Genomic DNA, 19,763 nt, shown 5'->3' on the forward strand with positions numbered 1-19,763 from the left:
ATCGGCTGGCTCTACAGGTGGCTCGTGGTGCCACGACTTGGTCCTAGCGAGAACGGGCCCTCGTCTACTGGCTGCTATGGCCACAGGCGGCCGGCCCCCACCGCAGCGCGGTCTTTCGGCTTTACTCCGCCGCGAGCATTCCCTCTCCGGCAGCGACGATGACGAAGTTGGCCTCGCCCTCCTCGGCTGCGTGGTGGCGGGTGGCAGCTCCGGCCATACGAGCCAGCCGTCGGTGGTGGGGCGGTTGCGGAGCGCCTCAAAGGCCTTGGCTTTGAGGGCTGTGGCGTCAGGCCGGATGACGCTGCGGATCATCGTGTCCTTGGGGGCCTATTCGGTGGGTGCGACGACCCAGTGTGCTGTGAGTACCGCTGCGACTGTCCAGGGTTTTGGCCGACTCGCATTGACATCGAGGCGAGCTGACGCTTAACCTGCAGGCCTGCGCAGGCGTGCAGGTTCACGAAGACGTGGAGGCCAGCAATGGGGATCGCCGACTCAGCCCGACGCATGGGAGGCAGCCTGTCCGAGACCGGACGGCGTGCTCTCGACCACCTGTTGAGCGACCCGCAGGCGATGTCGCAGCTCACGGCCGCGCAGGTCGCCGCACAGCTCGGCGTCCATGAGACGACGCTGATCCGGCTCGCCTCGCAGCTCGGCTACCCGGGCTATCGGCAGTTCCGCACGAGCCTCGCCGAGGAGGGCCTCGAGCCCGTCACGAGCGCCGGCCGCATGATGAGCCGGCCTGACGACGCCTACACGCTCGCCGCGCTGGTGGACGACGAGGCCGCCGCCATGCAGCGCCTCGCGCGCTCCGTCGCCCAGGAGGAGGTCGACGAGCTTGCGCAGCGCATCCTCGACGCTCGCGCCGTCTACCTCTTCGGCCCGCCCTACGCCGCCGGCTCGCTCGATCTGCTCGCCCGACGCGTGCGCCGCGTCGGGATCATGCCCGTGGTGCTCCCCACCAGCGGCCGGCTGATCGCCGAGCACCTGACCTCCCTCACCGGCGACGACCTCCTGCTGTCGTTCGTGTTCCGTCGTCCAGACCCGCGTCTGGCTCGCATCAACGCGCACGCGCAGAGCGTCGGCGCCGCGACCGCCGTCATCGCCGACGAGGCTGGCCTCGGCCTGCAGCCCAGCCCGGACCAGCTGCTCGTCGCGCCGCGCGGCCCGCGCTCGAATCAGCGATCGCTGGTCGTGCCCGCCGTGCTGATCTATGCGCTGCAGTTCTCGGTCTTCCACCTCGCGAGGCAGCGGACGAGCGAGGCTCTGCTCCTCCTCGACGACCTCGCGCGAACGGTGGGTGACGATGAGCCTTCGCACTGGGGTTGAGATGACCCACGAAGAGCAGCCGAAGGCGGCCGTCGCAGAGCTCGCATGGACGCCCCTCACGTTCCGCATCGCGAACATCGTCGGCGCCGTCCTCGCGATCGCGCTCGCCGCCACGATCCTGTTGGCGTCCGGCGACTTCGCGTTCCGAGTGCGCGATCTGCCGGGCCCAGCCTTCTTCCCCGTGGTCATCGGTGTCGCGCTGCTGGCCTGCTCCGTCGCTTGGCTCGTGCTCGCGATCATCGGTCGGCTGCGGCCGGATGACGACACCGAGCCGCCGCCGGACCGGCAGGCGCTCCTCCGCGCCGGCGCCGCGCTGGCTGTCGTCGGTGTCAGCGCCTTCGTGCTGCAGCCGCTCGGATATCCGCTCACGGTGGCGATCGCCGTGACCGTGCTCGTGCTGCTGGCCCGCGGTCGCTTGCGCGCAGCCATCCCCACGGGCGTTGGGTTCGCCGTGGCGAGCTTCCTGCTCGTCACCACCGCGCTCGGCGTGCAGCTTCCAACCGGGGTGCTCCGGCCGCTGCTCGTCGGTCTCCTCTAGCCCCCGAACGCCCACCGACCTCAGACGAAAGGCGATGTCAACGTGGACATCTTCGCTCAACTCCTCGCTGGGTTCCAGGAGGTGCTCAGCCCCATCAACCTCCTGTTCGCGCTCGCAGGATGCGTGCTCGGCATGGTCGTCGGCATCCTGCCCGGCTTCGGTCCGCCCGCCGCGATGGCGCTGCTGCTGCCCGTGACCTTCGTCGTCGGGCCTATCCCCGGCATCATCATGATCGCCGCGATCCTGTACGGCTCGATGTACGGCGGCACGATCACCGCGGTGCTGCTCAACGTGCCCGGCGAGCCGTCGTCGGTCGCGACCACGCTCGAGGGCTACACGCTCGCGAAGCAGGGGAGAGGCGGCCCGGCGCTCGTCATCGCCGCCGTCGGCTCGTTCGTCGGCGCGACCGTCGGCATCATCGGGATGGTGCTCTTCGCGCCGCTCGCGGTCGCCGTGCTCGGGCTCGGTGCCCGCGACTACTTCGCGATCGGCATCCTCGGACTCTCGCTCGTCGTCGGCCTCTCAGGCCGCAACGTCGTCAAGGGGCTCGTGTGCGCCTTCATCGGCCTCGCGATCGGCCTCGTCGGCCTCGACCCCGTGCTCGGCACCCCGCGATTCACCGGCGGCATCCCCGAGCTCTTCGACGGCATCGACCTCGTCGCCGTCGTCATGGGACTCTTCGGCCTCAGCGAGATGCTCATCGGCCTCGAGCAGCGGGCGTCGACGGGGCGCATCGCCAAGATCGGGAAGATCGCCCCCACGAAGGAGGACTGGAAGCGCTCGGCAGGCCCCATGGCACGAGGCAGCATCATCGGCTTCTTCATCGGTCTGCTGCCTGGCTCACCCGGCACGGCAGCCACCTTCTTCTCCTACGCGCTCGAGCGTCGTGTCTCGAAGGGGCGAGCGCAGTTCGGCAAGGGTGCCATCGAGGGCGTCGCCGGCCCTGAGACCGCCAACAACTCGCTCGGCATCGCGACCATGGTGCCGATGTTCACCCTGGGCATCCCCTCCTCGGTGACCATGGCGATCATGATGGGCGCCTTCATCGTTCACGGGCTCACGCCCGGCCCGCTGCTCTTCCGCGACCACCCCGACGTGGCGTGGGCGATCATCGCCAGCCTCTTCGTCGGCAACGTGATCCTGCTCATCCTCAACGTGCCGCTCATCCGCGTCTGGCTCTACATCCTCAAGATCCCCTACGCGATCCTGTTCGCGCTGGTCGTCGGGCTGATGATCCTCGGGGCCTTCCTCGTCACGGGCGCGGCCTTCAACATCCTCGTGCTGCTCGCCTCCGGCGTGCTCGGCTACGTGCTGCGAAAGCTGGATGTGCCGCTGGCGCCCATCGCGCTCACCATGGTGCTCGGCTCGATCCTCGAGGAGAACCTCGTGCGCGCGCTACTGCTCTCAGACGGCGACGTCACGACGCTCGTCGGCAGCCCGTTCTCGGCGATCCTGCTCACCGCCGCGGTGCTCGTGCTCTGCAGCGCCCCGTTCCTCGGGATCGTGCGCAAGCGACTCGAACGTCGCCGGGCGCGGCTCATGGCCGAGCCCAGCCGCGCCGGCGAGACCGCCGTGCTCCCCACCACCACGTCACGAACATCCACCACCCCATTCGAAGGAGAATGACCATGAAGCGACACCTCGCAGTCGCCGCAATCGCGGCGCTCGCCATCCCCGCAGCACTCTCGGGCTGCTCTTCGCTGTCTGCCGGCAGCGACCCCGGCGCGAGCGCCGACTTCCCCGGCTCCGAGCCGATCACGCTCGTGATGCCGTTCAGCGCAGGCGGGTCGACCGACCTCATGCTGCGGGGCCTCGTCCCGTTCCTCGAGGAGGAGCTCGGCACGTCGGTCATCGTCGAGAACACCGTCGGTGCCGGCGGCCAGGTCGCGCTCACCGCGATCGCAGGCGCGGCACCAGACGGCCACACGATCGGCGTCACGAACCTTCCCTCGACGCTTGCCTACGTCAACGAAGACCGCCAGGCGACCTACGAGCAGGCCAGCTTCGAGCCGCTCGCGACGGTCAACCGCTTCCGCGGCATCATCGCCACCTCCGCGTCCGGCGAATGGTCGACCCTCGAGCAGGTCGTGGAGGCCGCTCAGGCAGAGCCGGGTTCGATCACCGTCGGAGTCGATGGCCTCGGTGGCGACGACCACATCTTCGTCACGGCCTTCGAAGAGGCAGCCGACGTCGAGTTCACCGTCGTGCCCTTCGATGACGGCTCCGAGAAGATGACGGCCCTGATCGGCAACCAGATCGACCTCTCGTTCGGCTCGGTGCCGACGTTCATGGCCCAGATCGACTCCGGCAACGCGGTGGCGCTCGCCGCCCTCGACGCCGAGCCGATCGTCGGGCTCGAGGACGTCCCGACGACGTCGAGCTTCGGCTACGACGTGCAGTGGGAGTCGTACAACGTGCTCTCCGTGCCCGCCGGCACGGCGCCCGAGGTGCGCACCGTGCTCGAAGACGCGATCGAGGCGGCATCCGCTGCCGCTGCGGCAGACGCCGACTTCACCACCCAGATGGAGAACGGCGGGTACGAGTTCGGCTTCCAGGACTCCGCATGGACCGTCGAGCGCTGGACCGAGCTCGACGCCCGCTGGCGCGAGCTCGTGCCGATCGCGATCTCGGGCGAATAGCAAGACCTCGAAGCACCAGCTGACGAACCAGGAGCGACCATGACAGAGACACAGACACCCACGGATGCACGGCTCGGCCGCCTGCTCGAGCTCGGCACGAGCACGGTGTACGAAGGCACGGGCGCGGACTGGTGGGTCGACCCCGCCATCCGACCCGCATGGAGCGGAGCGAAGGTGGTCGGCCCCGCCTACCCCGTCCGCGCTGCGCTCGGCGACAACCTCGCGCTGCAGCGCGGCGTGCGCGAGGCACCGGCCGGATCGGTGCTGGTGGTCGAGGCCGAGGGCGGTGCCTTCGGGCACTGGGGCGGCATCCTCACCGAGATCGCGCTGCTGCGCGGCGTGCTCGGCCTCGTCATCCACGGCACCGTGCGCGACATCGATGAGGTCGAGGGCCTCGGCTTCCCGATCTTCGCCACCGGCATCGCCATGCGGCACGCCGAGAAGGTCGACGAAGGCATCATCGGCGAGCCGATCGAGCTGGCCGGCCGCACGGTGCGCGTCGGCGACGTGGTCATCGCCGATGCCGACGGCGTGGTCATCGTGCCCAGCGAGCGGGTCGACGAGGCGCTGTCGAACGGCGTTGCACGCTTCGAGGGCGAGCGCGAGCGGATCGCGACGATCCGCTCGGGTGAGGTGCCCGCGATGAAGGTCGAGACACCTGCCAATGGCTGAGGCGGCGGACGCGCGCGAAGGCTGGCTCGTCGGCGCGTACGCCGCCGCGCCCAGTCGGGTGGCGTGGGATCCGCAGGTGGAGCAGGCGTTCTTCGACGGGATCTGGGCGCTGCCCGGAGTCGTCGGGCTCGAGCTGCCGTGGAAGGCGGGCGCCTTCCACTCGCGTGACGAGCGCTGGCTGCTCGAGCATCTCCGTGACGACGCCCAGATCGTCGTGACGACCGCGCCCGACACGTCAGACCGACACAGGGCATCCGCATCATTCGGGCTCGCGGCGACCGACCGCGCGGGCCGTCAGTCGGCGATCGATGCCACCCGCGCACTGCATGAGGCGCTGCCGCGGCTGCGGGAGGCGACTCCCGACGGGCGTGTCATCGCGGTCGAGCTCCACGCGGCTCCGCGCCCCGAGCATGGCGCGGCATCGGCGGACGCCCTGCGCGCCAGCCTCGAGGAGCTCGCCTCCTGGGACTGGGGCGACACGAGGCTGGTCGTCGAGCACTGCGACGCGTGGGTCGCGGGGCAGGCGCCCGCCAAGGGGTATCTGCCGATCGAGGACGAGCTCCTGGTCGTGGACGACCTGCGCCGACAGGGTGCGCAGATCGGCATGGCGATCAACTGGGGCCGATCCGTCATCGAGCGCCGCGACGCCGACGCCGGTCGCGCCCATGCTGCGCTCGCCGCTGACGCAGGCGTGCTCGACGGCGTCGTGCTCTCGGGGGCCTCGCCGGAGGTCACGCCGGTCGGCGGGGCATGGGCCGATGCGCATGCGCCGTTCGCAGACGTCGGGCAGTTCTCGTCGTCGTTGCTGACGGCGGCGCGCGCCGCCGCGACGCTCGAGGCTGCCGGGTCGTTGCGCTTCCGGGGCGTGAAGGTCGGCGCTCCGGCGACCTTCACCCTCGAGGAGCGACTCGAGATCATCGCTCGAGCGCTCGGCGCCGTGCAGGCGGTCACGCCCATCGCACCGTGAGCACGGCACGGCCGTCGCGAGACGAGCCTCGCTGGCGCGTCTCGCTCGCCGCGCAGATGCTCGTGATCCAGATCTCCTGGGTCGGTGTGCGCATCATGCTCGGGTATCGCGCGATCGAGCTCGGCGCCGATGCGACGTTCGTGGCGCTGCTCGCGAGCGCGTTCGCCGCACCCGCGCTCGCGGGCTCCGTCGTCGTCGGGCGCCTCGCGGATCGCTTCGGCGGCGCCATCGTCACGCTGCTCGGCTCGGCGCTCATGGCTCTCGGATGCATCGCGCCGCTCGCGGCTCAAGAGCAATGGCTGCTGCTGGTCTCGGCCGGCGCCGCGGGCCTCGGCAGCGTGGGCGTGTTCGTCGGCCAGCAGGCGTTCATCGCGCATCGAACCCGCGGTCTCTCGAGCGATGGCGAGTTCGGAAACCTGGCGACGGCAGCATCGATCGGGCAGCTCATCGCGCCGCCGCTCATCACGGCGCTTGCCGTCATGGTCGCATCGCCCACTCGGCCCGACACCTCGCTCGGGCTCGTGCTGTGCGGTGTCGCCGCGGCGCTCGCGATCCCCACCGCAGTCATGCTGCGGAAGGTCGATCGCGAGTCCCCGAGCATCCAGCACGCAGAGGCCGCGCGAAGCCCCCTCGGCGTGCTGCGCACACCCGGCCTCTGGCGTGCGATCGCAGTGAGCAGCGCCATGCTCGTCACGATGGACCTGCTCTACACGTTCATCCCGCTCTGGGCCGCAGAGCGCGACATCGACGCCACCGTCGTCGGCTGGCTCCTCGCCTTGCGGGCGCTGGTCTCGGTCGCCAGCCGGCTGGGGCTGGGGCGGCTGGTGGCCCGCTTCGGGCGCAAGGCACCCCTCGTGCTCTCGATGGCATGCGGCGTCGTCGCCCTCGGGGTGCTCCCGGTCTCGGATGCGCTCGGCGCGATCGCCGTGATGGTCGCGCTGGGCGTGTGCCTGGGAGTGCCGCAGCCCCTCACGCTCGCATGGGTCGTGGAGATCGTCGCCGTGCGCGACCACGGTGCGGCGCTCGGCCTCCGGATGGCGGGCAACCGGCTCGCCCAGACCGTCATCCCGCTGGGGATGACCCTCGTCGCCGCACCGCTCGGCGTCGCAGGCGTCATCTGGGCGAACGCGTTCGTGCTCGCGCTCGCGTCGGGCTTGGCGGTGGCATCCAGCCCCGGCGGCCCGGGCCCGAAAGCCCGGGAGCGGAACTGACCGCGCACTTTCGGTGGGTGCGCATGCGCGTTACTATGTGAGAGTGCAGTCTTAGTTAAGAGTTGAGGGCGCGTACCGACGAAGGCGTCAGCCGGGTCGGGTCCTCCGAGGAGAAGGAAGCAGGACATGAACACTCAGACCTACGCCCAGGCCGCAGCGGCCGGCATCTGGTCGAGCGGCGCGGAGCACGTCGGGTACATCCCCTCGGTCACAGTCGCCCCCGTCATCCATGCGCTCGTCGAGACCGATGGTGGTCGCGACGGCGTCTCCGAGCACGTCACCCCGCTGTCACGCGAGGAGGAGGCGATCGGCGTGCTCGGTGCTCTGCCGCTCGCGGGCAGCTTCGGCGCGGTGGTCATGCAGGACAACGGGTTCGGCAACAACCTCACCGCGCTCACGACGTTCTCGCTGTCGTACCACCTGCCGCTGCTCATCGTGGCGAACACCCGCGGCAGCCTGGGGGAGTACAACTCGATGATCCACTCGATCAGCCAGCACGTGCCGACGATCCTCACGACGCTCGGCATCCCCACGCTCGAGCTCGATCGTCGTTCCTCGACGGACGACTGGCACGACGTGATCGCCGAGGCCGGGAACCACGCCAAGATGACCTACCGGCCGGTCGTCGTCCTCGCATCCTTCTGGAACACGGACGGGAAGGTGGCATGACCATGCGCCGCATCGAAGCACTCACGCACCTCGTCGAGCTCACCGAGCACGACCCGCTCGTCGTCACCTGCGCGGCGACCAGCCGGGAGCTCGCGTCGGTCGCCGACCGCGACAACCACCTCTACCTCCTCGACTCGATGGGCCTGGTCGGATCGGTCGCCACGGGTCTCGCGATCGCGGCCAAGGGCAGCGATGTGCGCAAGGTCATCGGCATCGAGGGCGACGGCTCGCTGCTCATGAACCCGAACGTGCTGCCGACCGGCGGCTATCTCGCCCCGGAGAAGCTCTTCATCGTGCTGCTCGACAACAAGGTCTACGGCTCGACCGCGGGCCTGCCCACGTATGCCGACCGGGTCGACCTCGGCGCGGTCGCCGCCGCATCGGGCTGGACCACGGGCACGGCGGATGATGAGGCGAGCCTCCGCGAGGAGTTCGCGCGTCTCGTGGCGGCGCCGGGACCCACGCTGCTGCACGTGCGGATCGAAGCGGGGAACGCCGCCGACATCGCGAAGCTGCTCGTCGACCCCGTGTCGATCACGCTCCGCTTCACCGCCTGGATGACGGCGAGGCTCGCGAAGCAGTGATCCGCGCTGCCGGCGCCTGATCGACGGCGGGGTCGATCGTCTGCGATGACCTGGGAGGATGCAGGAGTGACCACCGCAGGCGACGTGAGCGAGACCGAGGCCGGTGTCGCGACCACGCGTGAGGGTCGACCCCGTCAACGGGCGCCGAGGCAGGACGCGATCCGCAACGAGCGAGCGCTGATCGAGGCCGTCGGTCAGCTGCTGGAGGAGTCGCCGGAGGAGGCGACGATGCCGACGGTCGCCGAGCGCGCCGGCCTCTCGCTTGCGACGGCATACCGCTACTTCCCGACGCTCGATCAGCTGCACCGACGCTTCATGCTCAGCGTCGTCGAGCGCGCCCACGCCACGACCTCCACATATGAGGAGCGCGGTCGTGCCCTGTTCGAGCGCATCCTCGACCACTGGATCGACGTCATCGAGGTGTACGGCCCGGCGATGGTGCTGGTGCGCTCGCGCGAGGGCTTCCTCACGCGGTTCAGCGAGGGCGAGGGTCAGGCGATGGCGCTCGATGGCATGTGGGGACGCGCGATTCGCGATCTCATGGCTGAGGCGGGCGTCGGTGAGGAGCGCTACCCGCTCGCGTTGGCGCTCTACAACACGCTGCTGAACTCGCGCGAGATCCTCGATCTGCGAGCGGGCGGCCGCATGGAGAAGCCCGAGCTCGTCGCCCATCTCTCCCGGGTCTACCGGGCGGCGCTCGGCGGCCTCGCGGCTTGACGCCTCGTCAGCGGCTCGCGCCGTTGACGAGGCCCGCCTTCAGGTCGATCTCGTAGGCCGCCTGCTGCTCGACGCGCGGCAGCAGCTCGGCGATCGCGTCGACGGGCAGCACGATGAGGCCGTCGGCATCACCGACGATGACGTCGCCGGGATTGCACACGACGTTGCCGCACGCCACGGGCATGCCCACGGAGCCCGGCCCGTGCTTGTACGGCCCGGCGGGGCTCACGGCACGTGCGTAGACGGGCAGCCCGAGCTCTTCGAACTCCTCGACATCGCGCAGCGCACCATCGATGACGACGCCCGCGATGCCGCGTGCGACGCATCCGGCACCGAGCAGTCCGCCGAAGACGGCACGATCGGTGTAGCCCTGCGCGTTGACGACGAGCACGTCGCCCTCCTGGGCCTCGTCGAGTGCGCGGTGGATGGCCAGGTTGTCGCCCTCGCGGACGAGGATCGGCAGGATCGAGCCGGCGATCGGCCCGAGGGACGTGCGGGGCCGGATCGCAGCACTGAGCATGCCCATGCGCTGGACGGCGTCGCCGATGAGCGCGACGGGGTGCTGCGCCAATGCGCGCACGATCTGCTTGTCGGCTCGTCGTTCGAACGGGGCGACTGCGATCGAGCTGGCGTCAACGGTGAGGAACATGCGCGGGCCTCCAGACCTGGGCCACGCCATCGCGGCCTCACTAAATGATAACAGAGTCGCATTTAACAAAGGAGTCGTCGCGAGCGAGGTGCTTGACCGGACGCCGGCGGGTGTCTGGCGTCTCGCTCCCTGAACGACGCCGTCGGGCCGCAGAGCGCCACCGCCCCTGCATGGGTTGACAGTCCTGCAAGGAACCTGCAAGAGTGTTGTTGCTTGCAAGAATGTTTCGATTTGCGTTGGATCTGCAAGGGGTTCGCACGACGCTCGCAACGGTCTGCTCAATGAGGAGAGACACATGAAGAAGGCACTTCCCGCCGCTGCCGCGCTGGCAGCCGCGACCTTGGCAATCACCGGCTGTGCTCCTGGGCCGAGCACCACGGAGACCACCGGGAGCTTCCCGGAGTCCGGCGAAGTCGTCACGCTTGTCGTGCCGTTCGATGCCGGCGGCATCACCGACGTCTTCGCTCGGCTGTTCGCGCCCGAGCTGGAGAGCGCGCTCGGCACGAGCGTCGTCATCGAGAACCGCCCGGGCGCCGGCGGACAGGTGGGCATCACCTCGATGCTCGCGGCCCCCGCCGACGGCTACACGATCGGCTTCACCAACCTCCCCTCGACCCTGGCCTACCTCGACCCGGCTCGCGGCGCGACCTACGACGAGAGCAGCTTCTCGCTGCTCGGCGGCATCGGCCTCAGCCCGACCGCCATCGCGGTCTCGTCGAGCGGCCCCTACGAGACCCTCGACGACCTCATCGCCGCAGCCGAGGCCGCCCCGGGCGAGATCACGCTCGCCACCGGCGGCAGCGGCGCGAGCGACGACTTCCTCGCCTCAGTCGAGCTCGAGGAGACGGCCGGCATCGACCTCAACCTCGTCACATTCGAGGGCGGCTCCGCCGACAAGGTGACCGCACTGCTCGGCGGCGACATCGACGCCGTCATGGGCAGCGTCGGGGGAGTGCTCGCGCAGGTCGCCAGCGGCGACATGCGGCTCATCGGCACCGCCACCCCCGAGCGCAGCACGCTGACAGAGGATGTGCCGACCTTCACCGAGGCGGGCTACGACGTGACCATCTCCGGCACGTTGAACATCGCCGCCCCGGCCGGTGTCCCCGACGACGTCGCTGCCGCACTGTCGGCGGCGATCGAGGAGGCCACGAGCTCCCCGGAGTTCATCGAGGCCTCGGCGGTCGCCGGCTTCGAGGTGGCGTTCACGACCCCCGAGGACTTCGCCGCCGACTGGGCCGCGCAGCAGGACCTCATCGCCCCGCTCTTCGAGTGACCGCGGCGCCCAGCGCGCCCACCCCATCCGCCCTGCACACCCCGCTGCCATCGAGCAGCTGCCCGACGAGGAGAACCGCACGTGCTGACACGCATCGACCACATCGACCTGAAGGTGCCCGACCTGGAGGCGACCGTCGTCTTCCTGCAGACGCTCGGCATGCAAGAGGTGCGCCGCACCGCGCCCGAGCGCGGCACCGTCGAGATCGCCTTCCCCGGCGACGGTCAGGTCGTGATCGAGCTGCGCGAAGACCGCTCGCTGTCCGCGACGACGCTCAACCACATCGCCGTCAGCTCTGACGCGCTCGATGCCGACACGGATGCGCTGCACGGCGCTGGGGTGCCGGTGCTGAAGCGCTCGTCCTTCATCCGCGACACCGGGCGCACCGTCGCCAACATCTCCGACCCCGCCGGCTCCGCCTGGCAGCTCACCGACTGAGGGGCTCACATGCGCATCGACACTCACGGCCACTTCACCACCGCACCGCCGAAGCTCGAGGCCTTCCGCGGCCGCCAGCTCGCATCGCTGAACCGCCCGAGCAAGGGCACGATCGCCATCAGCGACGACGAGATCCGCGAGGGGCTGCAGCGGCAGCTGCGCGAGATGCAGGCGTCGGGCACCGACAAGCTGATCTTCTCGCCGCGCGCCTCGGGCATGGGGCACGAGGTCGGCGACGAGCGCGTCAGCACGTATTGGACGCAGCACAGCAACGACCTCATCCACCGGGCGAGCCAGCTCTACCCCGGAACCTTCTACCCGGCGGCGCAACTGCCGCAGTCGCCTGGCGTGAGCCCGGCCAATTGCATCCCCGAGCTGCGCCGCGTGGTCGAAGAGCTCGGCTTCGTCGGCGTGAACGTCAACCCCGACGTCGCCGGCGGCGGCCAGCCCTTCACGCCCGCGATCAGCGACCCGTGGTGGTACCCGCTGTGGGAGGCGGTCGTCGAGCTCGACGTGCCCGTGCTGCTGCACGCGACATCCACCGTGAACCCTGCGCTGCACCTCAACGGCTCGCACTACATCAACTCCGACACAGCCGTCACGTTCGAGCTGGCCTGGTCGGACCTGTTCGAGCGGTTCCCCGAGCTGAAGATCATCGTGCCGCACGGCGGAGGATCGATGGCCTACCAGTTCAACCGCCACCGCGCGCTGCACATCCAGGCCGGGCGCCCGCCCTTCGAGGAGCGCGTGCGCAACTTCTACTTCGACACCGCGCTCTACGACCGCGACTCGATCGAGATGCTGATCCGCAAGGTCGGCGCCGACAACGTGCTCTTCGCCGCCGAGATCGTCGGGACGGCGAAGGTCATCGACCCCGAGACCGGGAAGCAGTTCGACGACACCGCCTCGTTCATCGAGGACATCGAGTGGCTGAGTGCCGAAGACAAGGCGAAGGTCTTCTCCGGCAACGCCCGCAAGCTCTACTCCCGTGCTTCCTTCTGACCGACTGCCCCACGAAAGAGGAGTCCTCATGACCCCAGGGTTCAGAGTCCTGACCCGCACGCGAGCGGTCTCGCCCGAGATCGCCGCCGCCTACCTCGAGGTTCCCGTTGCCACGGTGAGCGACTCGATGCGCAGGCTGACCGCTGGCGGCAGCACCATCCGCCCCATGCACAGCGGCTCGACGCTCTCGGGCCCTGCGTTCACCGTGCGCACCCGCCCCGGCGACAACCTGATGGTGCATCTCGCCCTCGACCTCGCGGCGCCTGGCGACATCATCGTGGTGGACGCCGGCGGCGACCTCACGAACGCCATCATGGGCGAGCTGATGGTGCTGCACGCCGCGCAGCGCGGCATCGGCGGCGTCGTCATCAACGGCGCCATCCGCGACAGCGCTGAGCTCGCCCAGCAGTCGCTGCCCGTCTTCGCGGCCGGGGTCACGCATCGCGGCCCCTACAAGGACGGGCCCGGCGAGATCAACGTGCCGATCGCCATAGACGGCATGACCATCGAGCCCGGCGACCTCATCATCGGCGACGCAGATGGGATCCTGGCAGTGCCGTTCGACCACGCCGAGTCGGTGCTCACCGCAGCGCGGGCGAAGCTCGCATCCGAGGAGCGCTCAGCAGAGCAGTTCCGCAACGGCACCAGCGCGCGCGACCACATCCGTGACCGTGCGATCGCGCTCGGCGCCGTCTTCGAATAGGACTGGATGATGCAACACGAGACGTCGGCGCACAACGAAGTCGCCGAGGAGATTGTCGACGAGTTCGTCGAGGTCGAGACCGATCTGCCGGTGACCACCGGCTACCGGATCGCGAATCAGGTCGCGGCGGCGCTCGCCGTGCTGATCGGCGCGTGGATGGCGTGGAGCGCGCTCGAGCTCGGCCTCGTCGCGCCCAACGGCACTCCGGGTGCTGGAGTGTTCCCGCTCGCGATCGGCACGCTGTTCGGCGTGCTCGGGCTGGCGTGGTTCGTGCTCGCTTCGCTCGGCAGGCTCGACCGCAGCGCCGACACGCAGTTCCCCGACCGCGCGGGCATCCGCCGCATCCTCATCACCGCGGTCGCGACCGGCGTCTTCCTCTGGGCGCTGCTGTGGATCGGCTACCTGCTGGCGATGGCGCTGTACACGCTCGCGCTGCTCGTGCTCGTCGGCGATCGCAAGTGGTGGTCGAGCGCGATCATCGCGGCGGTCTTCAGCGCCGGCTCGTACTACGCGTTCACCGTGGGCCTGAACCTCTCACTGCCGCGCTCGGCGTTCGCCTTCATCTCGCAGTTCGGCATCTGACATGAGCACCCTCGACCAACTGCTCAACGGCTTCGTCACCGTCTTCACGGGCGAGAACCTGCTGCTCGCCCTCGTCGGCTGCGTGCTCGGCATGCTCGTCGGCATCCTGCCGGGCTTCGGCCCCGCGGCCGCCGTGGCGATCCTGCTCCCCGTCACCTTCACGCTGGGCCCGATCCCGGCGATCATCATGCTCGCGGCCATCCTCTACGGCGCCAGCTACGGCGGCACGATCACCGCCGTGCTGCTCAACGTGCCGGGCGAGACATCCTCGGTGGCGACCACGCTCGATGGCTACCAGATGGCCAAGCGCGGCCGTGCCGGCGCCGCGCTGACCATCGCCGCGATCGGCTCGTTCATCGGCTGCATCGTGGGCCTCGCCGGATTCGTCGTCGCAGCACCGCTCAGCCGCTTCGCGCTGGAGTTCGGCGCGGCCGAGTTCTTCGCGCTCACGATCCTGGGGCTGAGCCTCGTCATCGGGCTGGCGGGGAAGTCGATGATCAAGGCGATGATCAGCGCCATGATTGGCCTGGCCGTCGGCCTCGTCGGCATCGATCCGCTGCAGGGGGTGCCGCGCTTCACCTTCGGGCAGGCGCCGCTGCTCGACGGGCTCAACTTCATCGCCGTCGTGATGGGCATCTTCGGAGTCTCCGAGCTGCTCTCGACCGTCGACCACTCGAGCCGCTTCGGCCGCGTGATGCCCGTCGGCCGCATCTGGCCGACCAAGCAGGACTTCCGCCGCTCCGTCGGACCGATCCTGCGTGGCGCACCCCTGGGCTTCTTCTTCGGCCTCCTCCCCGGCTCGCCGGGCGCCGCGACCTCGTTCGCCTCCTACGCCATCGAGAAGGCCGTGTCGAAGCGCAAGAGCGAGTTCGGGAAGGGCGCCATCGAGGGCGTCGCAGGCCCCGAGACCGCGAACAACTCGCTCGCGATCGCCGGCATGATCCCGCTCTTCACGCTCGGCATCCCGACGTCGGCGACCACGGCCATCCTCATGGGTGCCTTCATCATCAACGGTCTGCTGCCGGGCCCGCTGCTGTTCCAGGATCACCCCGAGGTGCCGTGGGCGATCATCGCCAGCATGTTCATCGGCAACGTCATCCTGCTGATCCTGAACATCCCGCTGGTGCGGGTCTGGATCCTCTTCCTGAAGACGCCGTTCCCGGTGCTCTACGCGATCGTGTTCGGCTTCATGATCCTGGGCGCCTACACGCTCGACAACAACGTCTTCAACATCGGCGTGCTGCTCGCCTTCGGCGTGCTCGGCTACCTGCTGCGCAAGCTCGACGTGCCGCTCGCGCCGATGGCGCTAACGATCGTGCTGGGGCCGCTGATGGAGAGCAACCTGCGGCGTGCGCTCTCGATCTCGCGCGGCGACCTGTCGGTGTTCGTGACGAGCCCGATCGCGCTGTCGCTCATCATCGCGGCGGTGCTGGCGATCGGCGGCACCCTCGCCTTCCGGTTCTGGAGCCGGCGGAGGGCTAGCCTCGCTGCTTCAGCTGCAGCATGAGCGAGTAGTCGAGCGCGTAGGCCACTGCCGAGAGTGCGACGAACACGCCGTGGTTGAGATCCGAGCGAGGCACCGCCAGCAGGAAGTCCGCCTCGGGCTTGTGCGTGTGGATGGGCTGGTCGGTGATGAGGATCAGGGTCGCGCCGCGCTCGCGGATCGAGTCGAAGACGGCTCGGTTCGCGGCGTACTCGGTCGACAGTGTGAACGCCGTCACGACGTCGCCGGGGCGCACCATCGCGAGCTGCACGACGAGCTCGACACCGGACTGCCGCACGACGGACACGGGGAGGCCGAGGATGGCGACCTTGCGGCCGAAGAACTCCGCGACCGGCCCGACGAGGCCGTCCCCGAGCACGTAGTGGTGGCCGCCGGCGAGCACGGCCGCCATCGCGCCGTCGACCTCGGCCTGCGGCACGTTCTCCTCGAGGCGCTCGAGCACCTCGGTCTGCGCGCGCACCACGCGGGCGAGGGAGGCCTCCTCGCCGCTGGGCTGCGGGCGGCGACGCGGCCCGTTGGAGGTGTCGGATGCGAGATCGAGTCGCAGGGCGATGTAGCCGGCGTACCCGAGCTTCTGGGCGAAGCGCACGACGGTCGACTCATGCACGTCCGCCTGCTTGGCGAGCTGGGCCGCCGTGAGTAGCGGGGCGCTCTGGCTGTCGTTCAGGAGCACCGTGCCGATGCGGCGCTCCGCGTCGGTGAGCCGGGTCTGCGAAGCCTGCAACGATTCGCGAAACGACACGTGGTCATCCTTCCGGTAGCCAAGGCGCCATCATCGGCGCCGCTCTTCTCTTGACAGCATTGCAGGTTTCCTGCAGACTTACCTGAGTTCGCAAGAAACATCCATCGTCTCGACGTCGAGCATCAACGCTGACTTTTCGACCGAGACTCCGAGGAGATTCGATGAAGAAGCTCACCAGCATCCTGGCACCTGCGGCGGGAGTCGTCCTGCTCCTGTCTGCGTGCGCGCCGACTCCGGCGGCGACGCCGACCGAGACCGTCGAGTTCCCGGAAGCGGGCTCGAACGTCACGGTCGTCGTGCCCTACAGCGCAGGCGGCACGACAGACGTCACCGCCCGCGCGTTCACCGCGGCGCTCGCGGAGGAGCTCGGCGTCAACGTCGAGGTGCTCAACACTCCGGGCGCCGGCGGGCAGCTCGGCCTGACCGAGCTGGCCGGGGCCGACCCCGACGGCTACACGATCGGGTTCACCAACATCCCCTCGACCATCCCGACCTACGTCATCGCCGACCGGGGTGCGACCTACACGCGCGAGAGCTTCGAGCCGATCGCCGCGCTCACGCGCACGACCAACTACATGGCCGTCAGTGCGAGCAGCCCCTACGAGACGCTCGACGATCTGCTCGAGGCGGCTGCGGATGCGCCTGGCGCGATCACGGTCGGCACGGCGAGCGAAGACGAGACGCTGGGTGTCGAGGCCGCTGCGGAGAGCGCGGGCGTCGAGTTCAACGTCGTGCCGTACGACGGCGGACCCGAGAAGACGACCGCGCTGCTGGGCGGCCAGGTCGACGCCATCATCGGCGGCGGCACCACGATCGTGCCGGGCGTGACGAACGGCGACTTCCGGGCCCTCGGCATCTTCGGTGGCGAGCAGGATCCATTCCTGCCCGAGATCCCGACCTTCTCGTCGCTGGGCATCGACCTCGACATCAATGGCTTCCTGATCGTCTCGGCACCCGCGGGCACGCCTCCGGAGATCGTCGACATCTTTGAGGCTGCCGCCGAGCAGGCCGTCGCCGACACGACGTTCCAGACGACGGTGGAGGCCAGCTTCCAGGAGCCGATGTACGTCGGCTCTGAGGAGATCGCCGGCATCTGGGCCGACCAGGAGGCCCTGTTCACCGAGCGATTCGGCGACTGACACGACTGCGTCGACCACGCGGCTGCGGTCGCGTGGTCGACGCAGTCTCGCGTGCATGAGGAGGCGCCGTGATCTACGTCCAGGCGGTCCTGCTGCACACCGCCTGGGCGGGCGCTCGGCTGATGGTCGGCCTCGCGGCGAGCGCGATGACGACGGATGCGGCGCTGCTGGCGGTGATCGGGGCCGGTTTCGCGCTCCCCGCAGTCATCTTCGCCCTGCCCTCGGGTGCACTCATGGATCGCCATGGTCCGCGACTGCTCGTGCTCGTCGGGATCGCCATTGCTCTCGCGGGCCTTGTCGTCATCGCGACCGCGCCGAGCGTCGGGGCGCTGATCGCCTCGAACGCGCTGCTCGGGCTCGGGCAGCTGCTGTGCATGATCGGGCAGCAGGGCTTCGTCGCTGATCGGGCGACCGATCAGGGGCTGGACGGGGCCGTCGGCACGCTCACGTCGGCGATGGCCATCGGGCAGGTCCTCGGTCCCGTGCTGGCGACATCCGCCGGCACGGTGCTGTTCTCGCTGGGTGCGCCGACGGTCGAGCTCGGCGGTCTGCTGCTCGCCGGGCTTTGCCTACTCGTCGGGATACCGCTCGCGATGCAGATGCGGGCTCGGGCTTCGCGCAGCCAGTCGGACCACGATGCTGCGGGGCAGCCGAGGGCGCGAGTGCTCGCACCCGGCATGTGGCGGGCGCTGCTCGTCAGCGGCATCGTGCTCGCATCCGTCGACCTGCTCTACGTCTTCCTCCCCGCCTGGGCGCAGGGGGCAGGAGTGTCGGCGATCGTCGTCGGCTGGATGCTGAGCCTGCGTGCCGCGGTCACTGTCGTCTGCCGCTTCGGGCTCGACAGGCTCGTCCGGCGGTTCTCTCGTGCCGGAGTGCTTGCCGCATCGCTCGGCTTCGGCATCGTCGGGTTCGTGCTGCTGGTCTTCGGCTCACAGCCTGCTGCAGTGGCGGCCATGGTGCTGTTGGGCGTGGGTCTGGGGATCCCGCAGCCGCTGACGCTGAGCTGGGTGATGCGCCTCGCCGACCCGACCGTGCGAGGCCGCGCGCTCGGCATGCGTGTCACCTCCAACCGGGTCGTCCAGGTCGTGCTGCCGATCGGCGTCGGCCTGGTGGCCACACCCGCGGGGCCGGCGGGCGTGTTCATCGGCTCAGCGATCGCGCTGTGCGCGGCTGCGACCGTGAGCATCGCGTCCAGGCGGCACCTGGATGCGCCCGGCGGCCCCTGAGTGTCGAGCCGGGCGACCGACACTGGACGCAGTCAATGGCGGGGCGGGCCCCGCCGATCCGCTCGAGCCGTCAGCTCGAGTGCAGCGATCGCGTCGTACATCTGCTGGCTGCTGCGCTGTGCGTCACGGTGAGGAAGGCAGCGGGAGTGCTCAGACCAACACGGGCGCGCCGATCATGCCGTAGAGATCCTTCGGGTCCTCCGGCTCGGTGATGAGGTCGATCGGCTCGGAGAAGCGGGTCGCCGCCGTCGCCTTCTGTACGTAGCGGAGCGCGGTGAAATCCTCGATCGCGAAGCCGACGGAGTCGAAGACCGTGACCTCGTCGGACGAGGCGCGTCCCGCATCCGCCCCGGTGATCACTCGCCACAGCTCCGTGACCGGCGAGTCCGCCGGCAGCAGCTGGATCTCGCCCTCGATGCGCGTCTGCGGCTCGTGCTCGACGAAGACGCGGTGCCGCCGCACGATCTCGAGCTCGAGCTCGGTCTTCCCGGGGCAGTCGCCGCCGATGGCGTTGATGTGCGCGCCCGCGGGCACCTCGTCGGCGCGCAGCACGGTCGCGTTTGTCTTGTCGGCAGTGCACGTGGTGATGATGTCCGCGCCGCGGACGGCCGCCGCTGCCGAGCTCTCGACCGACACGTCGAACCCCAGGGTGCGCAGGTGCCTGCTGGCCGTCTCTGCAGTGGCGGCATCGACGTCGAACAGCCGCAGTCGCGTGACACCCGGTCGCTGTGACCGCACCGCGAGCGCCTGGAAGACCGCCTGCGAACCCGCCCCGATCATCCCCATCACCGTGCTGTCTTCACGAGCCAGATGCCGGGTGGCGAGCCCCGACACCGCTGCGGTGCGCAGTGCTGTGAGGATCGTCATCTCCGACAGGAACGTCGGGTATCCGGTCATCACGTCGGCGAGCACGCCGAACGCGGTGACGGTCTGGAACCCGCGCGACGGGTTCGAAGGGTGCCCGTTGACGTACTTGAACCCGTAGGCAACGCCGTCGCTGGTGGGCATCAGCTCGATGACGCCCAGGGATGAGTGGCTGGCGATGCGCGGCTCGCGCTCGAAGTCTGTCCACCGTCGGAAGTCGGTCTCGAGTTCGTTGACGAGATCGGTGATGATGTGCTCTGACCCGGTGGTCCGGATCCAGTCGCGCATGTTGGCGACACTGACGAAGCGCATGCT

General features: G+C 69.5%; 21 protein-coding genes. 18 read left to right on the plus strand and 3 right to left on the minus strand.

Annotated elements, in window-relative coordinates; all coding sequences use genetic code 11:
- Nucleotides 1-477 precede the first annotated feature (477 nt).
- The 10 genes from MKD51_RS02940 to MKD51_RS02985 all read left to right on the plus strand — a co-directional run bounded on the left by MKD51_RS02940 (nucleotide 478) and on the right by MKD51_RS02985 (nucleotide 9,323).
- Nucleotides 478-1,326: a MurR/RpiR family transcriptional regulator gene (locus MKD51_RS02940; RefSeq protein ID WP_277603906.1), complete on the plus strand. Its 849-nt coding sequence runs from the start codon at nucleotides 478-480 to the stop codon at nucleotides 1,324-1,326.
- A gap of 1 nt (nucleotide 1,327) precedes the next feature.
- Nucleotides 1,328-1,864 (plus strand): tripartite tricarboxylate transporter TctB family protein, encoded by a 537-nt coding sequence (locus MKD51_RS02945; protein WP_240237970.1) that lies wholly within the window; start codon nucleotides 1,328-1,330, stop codon nucleotides 1,862-1,864.
- A 42-nt stretch (nucleotides 1,865-1,906) separates the two neighbouring features.
- Entirely contained in the window at nucleotides 1,907-3,490 is a 1,584-nt protein-coding gene (locus MKD51_RS02950; protein WP_240237971.1) for a tripartite tricarboxylate transporter permease, read from the plus strand.
- A gap of 2 nt (nucleotides 3,491-3,492) precedes the next feature.
- Nucleotides 3,493-4,503 carry a tripartite tricarboxylate transporter substrate binding protein gene (locus MKD51_RS02955; protein ID WP_240237973.1) on the plus strand — a complete coding sequence of 337 codons (1,011 nt, stop codon included), beginning with the start codon at nucleotides 3,493-3,495 and terminating at the stop codon, nucleotides 4,501-4,503.
- A gap of 39 nt (nucleotides 4,504-4,542) precedes the next feature.
- Nucleotides 4,543-5,175, plus strand: a complete 633-nt coding sequence (locus tag MKD51_RS02960) for an RraA family protein (protein WP_240237975.1) — start codon at nucleotides 4,543-4,545, stop codon at nucleotides 5,173-5,175.
- Nucleotides 5,168-6,142 carry a DUF4862 family protein gene (locus tag MKD51_RS02965; protein WP_240237980.1) on the plus strand — a complete coding sequence of 325 codons (975 nt, stop codon included), beginning with the start codon at nucleotides 5,168-5,170 and terminating at the stop codon, nucleotides 6,140-6,142. Before MKD51_RS02960 ends, MKD51_RS02965 begins: the two co-directional genes overlap by 8 nt.
- The gene (locus tag MKD51_RS02970) at nucleotides 6,139-7,353 is read left to right on the plus strand and encodes an MFS transporter (RefSeq protein ID WP_240237982.1); all 1,215 of its coding nucleotides are present in this window, start codon (nucleotides 6,139-6,141) and stop codon (nucleotides 7,351-7,353) included. Before MKD51_RS02965 ends, MKD51_RS02970 begins: the two co-directional genes overlap by 4 nt.
- 126 nt (nucleotides 7,354-7,479) lie before the next feature.
- Nucleotides 7,480-8,022, plus strand: coding sequence for a thiamine pyrophosphate-binding protein (locus tag MKD51_RS02975; protein ID WP_240237984.1), 543 nt, complete (start codon nucleotides 7,480-7,482; stop codon nucleotides 8,020-8,022).
- Entirely contained in the window at nucleotides 8,019-8,606 is a 588-nt protein-coding gene (locus MKD51_RS02980; RefSeq protein WP_240237986.1) for a thiamine pyrophosphate-dependent enzyme, read from the plus strand. The genes MKD51_RS02975 and MKD51_RS02980 overlap by 4 nt, the downstream gene beginning before the upstream one ends.
- A gap of 66 nt (nucleotides 8,607-8,672) precedes the next feature.
- Nucleotides 8,673-9,323: a TetR/AcrR family transcriptional regulator gene (locus tag MKD51_RS02985; RefSeq protein WP_240237988.1), complete on the plus strand. Its 651-nt coding sequence runs from the start codon at nucleotides 8,673-8,675 to the stop codon at nucleotides 9,321-9,323.
- A gap of 7 nt (nucleotides 9,324-9,330) precedes the next feature.
- Here the strand turns inward: MKD51_RS02985 and MKD51_RS02990 are convergent, their stop codons facing one another.
- Entirely contained in the window at nucleotides 9,331-9,972 is a 642-nt protein-coding gene (locus MKD51_RS02990) for an RraA family protein (RefSeq protein ID WP_240237990.1), read from the minus strand.
- Between the two features lie 295 nt (nucleotides 9,973-10,267).
- Here MKD51_RS02990 and MKD51_RS02995 point away from each other — a divergent pair, with 295 nt between their 5' ends.
- The 6 genes from MKD51_RS02995 (at nucleotide 10,268) to MKD51_RS03020 (ending at nucleotide 15,480) form a co-directional block, all read left to right on the plus strand.
- Nucleotides 10,268-11,248, plus strand: a complete 981-nt coding sequence (locus MKD51_RS02995; protein WP_240237992.1) for a tripartite tricarboxylate transporter substrate binding protein — start codon at nucleotides 10,268-10,270, stop codon at nucleotides 11,246-11,248.
- Between the two features lie 81 nt (nucleotides 11,249-11,329).
- On the plus strand, nucleotides 11,330-11,686 hold the full coding sequence (locus MKD51_RS03000; protein WP_240237994.1) for a VOC family protein: 357 nt from the start codon (nucleotides 11,330-11,332) through the stop codon (nucleotides 11,684-11,686).
- A 9-nt stretch (nucleotides 11,687-11,695) separates the two neighbouring features.
- Nucleotides 11,696-12,688 (plus strand): amidohydrolase family protein, encoded by a 993-nt coding sequence (locus tag MKD51_RS03005; protein WP_240237996.1) that lies wholly within the window; start codon nucleotides 11,696-11,698, stop codon nucleotides 12,686-12,688.
- Between the two features lie 28 nt (nucleotides 12,689-12,716).
- Complete coding sequence (locus MKD51_RS03010; protein ID WP_240237997.1) at nucleotides 12,717-13,391, plus strand: RraA family protein; 675 nt, start codon at nucleotides 12,717-12,719, stop codon at nucleotides 13,389-13,391.
- 9 nt (nucleotides 13,392-13,400) lie between these two features.
- Entirely contained in the window at nucleotides 13,401-13,973 is a 573-nt protein-coding gene (locus MKD51_RS03015; protein ID WP_240237999.1) for a tripartite tricarboxylate transporter TctB family protein, read from the plus strand.
- 1 nt (nucleotide 13,974) lies between these two features.
- A complete protein-coding gene (locus tag MKD51_RS03020; RefSeq protein ID WP_240238001.1) occupies nucleotides 13,975-15,480 on the plus strand; it encodes a tripartite tricarboxylate transporter permease in 1,506 nt (501 codons plus the stop codon).
- On the opposite strand, the gene MKD51_RS03025 is transcribed toward MKD51_RS03020, so the two are convergent.
- A complete protein-coding gene (locus tag MKD51_RS03025) occupies nucleotides 15,452-16,219 on the minus strand; it encodes a MurR/RpiR family transcriptional regulator (RefSeq protein WP_240238004.1) in 768 nt (255 codons plus the stop codon). The two genes, MKD51_RS03020 and MKD51_RS03025, sit on opposite strands and share 29 nt — an antisense overlap.
- Nucleotides 16,220-16,380: 161 nt before the next feature.
- Between MKD51_RS03025 and MKD51_RS03030 the strand changes: the two genes are divergently transcribed.
- Together MKD51_RS03030 and MKD51_RS03035 are read left to right on the plus strand one after the other, a co-directional pair.
- Nucleotides 16,381-17,358 carry a tripartite tricarboxylate transporter substrate binding protein gene (locus MKD51_RS03030; protein WP_240238006.1) on the plus strand — a complete coding sequence of 326 codons (978 nt, stop codon included), beginning with the start codon at nucleotides 16,381-16,383 and terminating at the stop codon, nucleotides 17,356-17,358.
- A gap of 68 nt (nucleotides 17,359-17,426) precedes the next feature.
- Nucleotides 17,427-18,584, plus strand: coding sequence for an MFS transporter (locus tag MKD51_RS03035; RefSeq protein ID WP_240238008.1), 1,158 nt, complete (start codon nucleotides 17,427-17,429; stop codon nucleotides 18,582-18,584).
- Nucleotides 18,585-18,734: 150 nt separating this feature from the next.
- On the opposite strand, the gene MKD51_RS03040 is transcribed toward MKD51_RS03035, so the two are convergent.
- Nucleotides 18,735-19,760, minus strand: coding sequence for an ornithine cyclodeaminase (locus tag MKD51_RS03040; RefSeq protein ID WP_240238010.1), 1,026 nt, complete (start codon nucleotides 19,758-19,760; stop codon nucleotides 18,735-18,737).
- Nucleotides 19,761-19,763 lie beyond the last annotated feature (3 nt).

This window comes from Agrococcus sp. ARC_14 (assembly GCF_022436485.1).
Lineage (GTDB): Bacteria > Actinomycetota > Actinomycetes > Actinomycetales > Microbacteriaceae > Agrococcus.

Bases quoted from the DNA above. Each gene is read 5' to 3' on its own strand.
- MKD51_RS02945 (WP_240237970.1), top strand. From the start codon at position 1,328: ATGACCCACGAAGAGCAGCCGAAGGCGGCCGTCGCAGAGCTCGCATGG.
- MKD51_RS03010 (WP_240237997.1), top strand. From the start codon at position 12,717: ATGACCCCAGGGTTCAGAGTCCTGACCCGCACGCGAGCGGTCTCGCCC.
- MKD51_RS02955 (WP_240237973.1), top strand. From the start codon at position 3,493: ATGAAGCGACACCTCGCAGTCGCCGCAATCGCGGCGCTCGCCATCCCC.
- MKD51_RS02975 (WP_240237984.1), top strand. From the start codon at position 7,480: ATGAACACTCAGACCTACGCCCAGGCCGCAGCGGCCGGCATCTGGTCG.
- MKD51_RS02940 (WP_277603906.1), top strand. From the start codon at position 478: ATGGGGATCGCCGACTCAGCCCGACGCATGGGAGGCAGCCTGTCCGAG.
- MKD51_RS02995 (WP_240237992.1), top strand. From the start codon at position 10,268: ATGAAGAAGGCACTTCCCGCCGCTGCCGCGCTGGCAGCCGCGACCTTG.
- MKD51_RS03015 (WP_240237999.1), top strand. From the start codon at position 13,401: ATGCAACACGAGACGTCGGCGCACAACGAAGTCGCCGAGGAGATTGTC.
- MKD51_RS03020 (WP_240238001.1), top strand. From the start codon at position 13,975: ATGAGCACCCTCGACCAACTGCTCAACGGCTTCGTCACCGTCTTCACG.
- MKD51_RS02990 (WP_240237990.1), bottom strand. From the start codon at position 9,972: ATGTTCCTCACCGTTGACGCCAGCTCGATCGCAGTCGCCCCGTTCGAA.
- MKD51_RS03030 (WP_240238006.1), top strand. From the start codon at position 16,381: ATGAAGAAGCTCACCAGCATCCTGGCACCTGCGGCGGGAGTCGTCCTG.
- MKD51_RS02960 (WP_240237975.1), top strand. From the start codon at position 4,543: ATGACAGAGACACAGACACCCACGGATGCACGGCTCGGCCGCCTGCTC.
- MKD51_RS03040 (WP_240238010.1), bottom strand. From the start codon at position 19,760: ATGCGCTTCGTCAGTGTCGCCAACATGCGCGACTGGATCCGGACCACC.
- MKD51_RS02980 (WP_240237986.1), top strand. From the start codon at position 8,019: ATGACCATGCGCCGCATCGAAGCACTCACGCACCTCGTCGAGCTCACC.
- MKD51_RS03005 (WP_240237996.1), top strand. From the start codon at position 11,696: ATGCGCATCGACACTCACGGCCACTTCACCACCGCACCGCCGAAGCTC.
- MKD51_RS02965 (WP_240237980.1), top strand. From the start codon at position 5,168: ATGGCTGAGGCGGCGGACGCGCGCGAAGGCTGGCTCGTCGGCGCGTAC.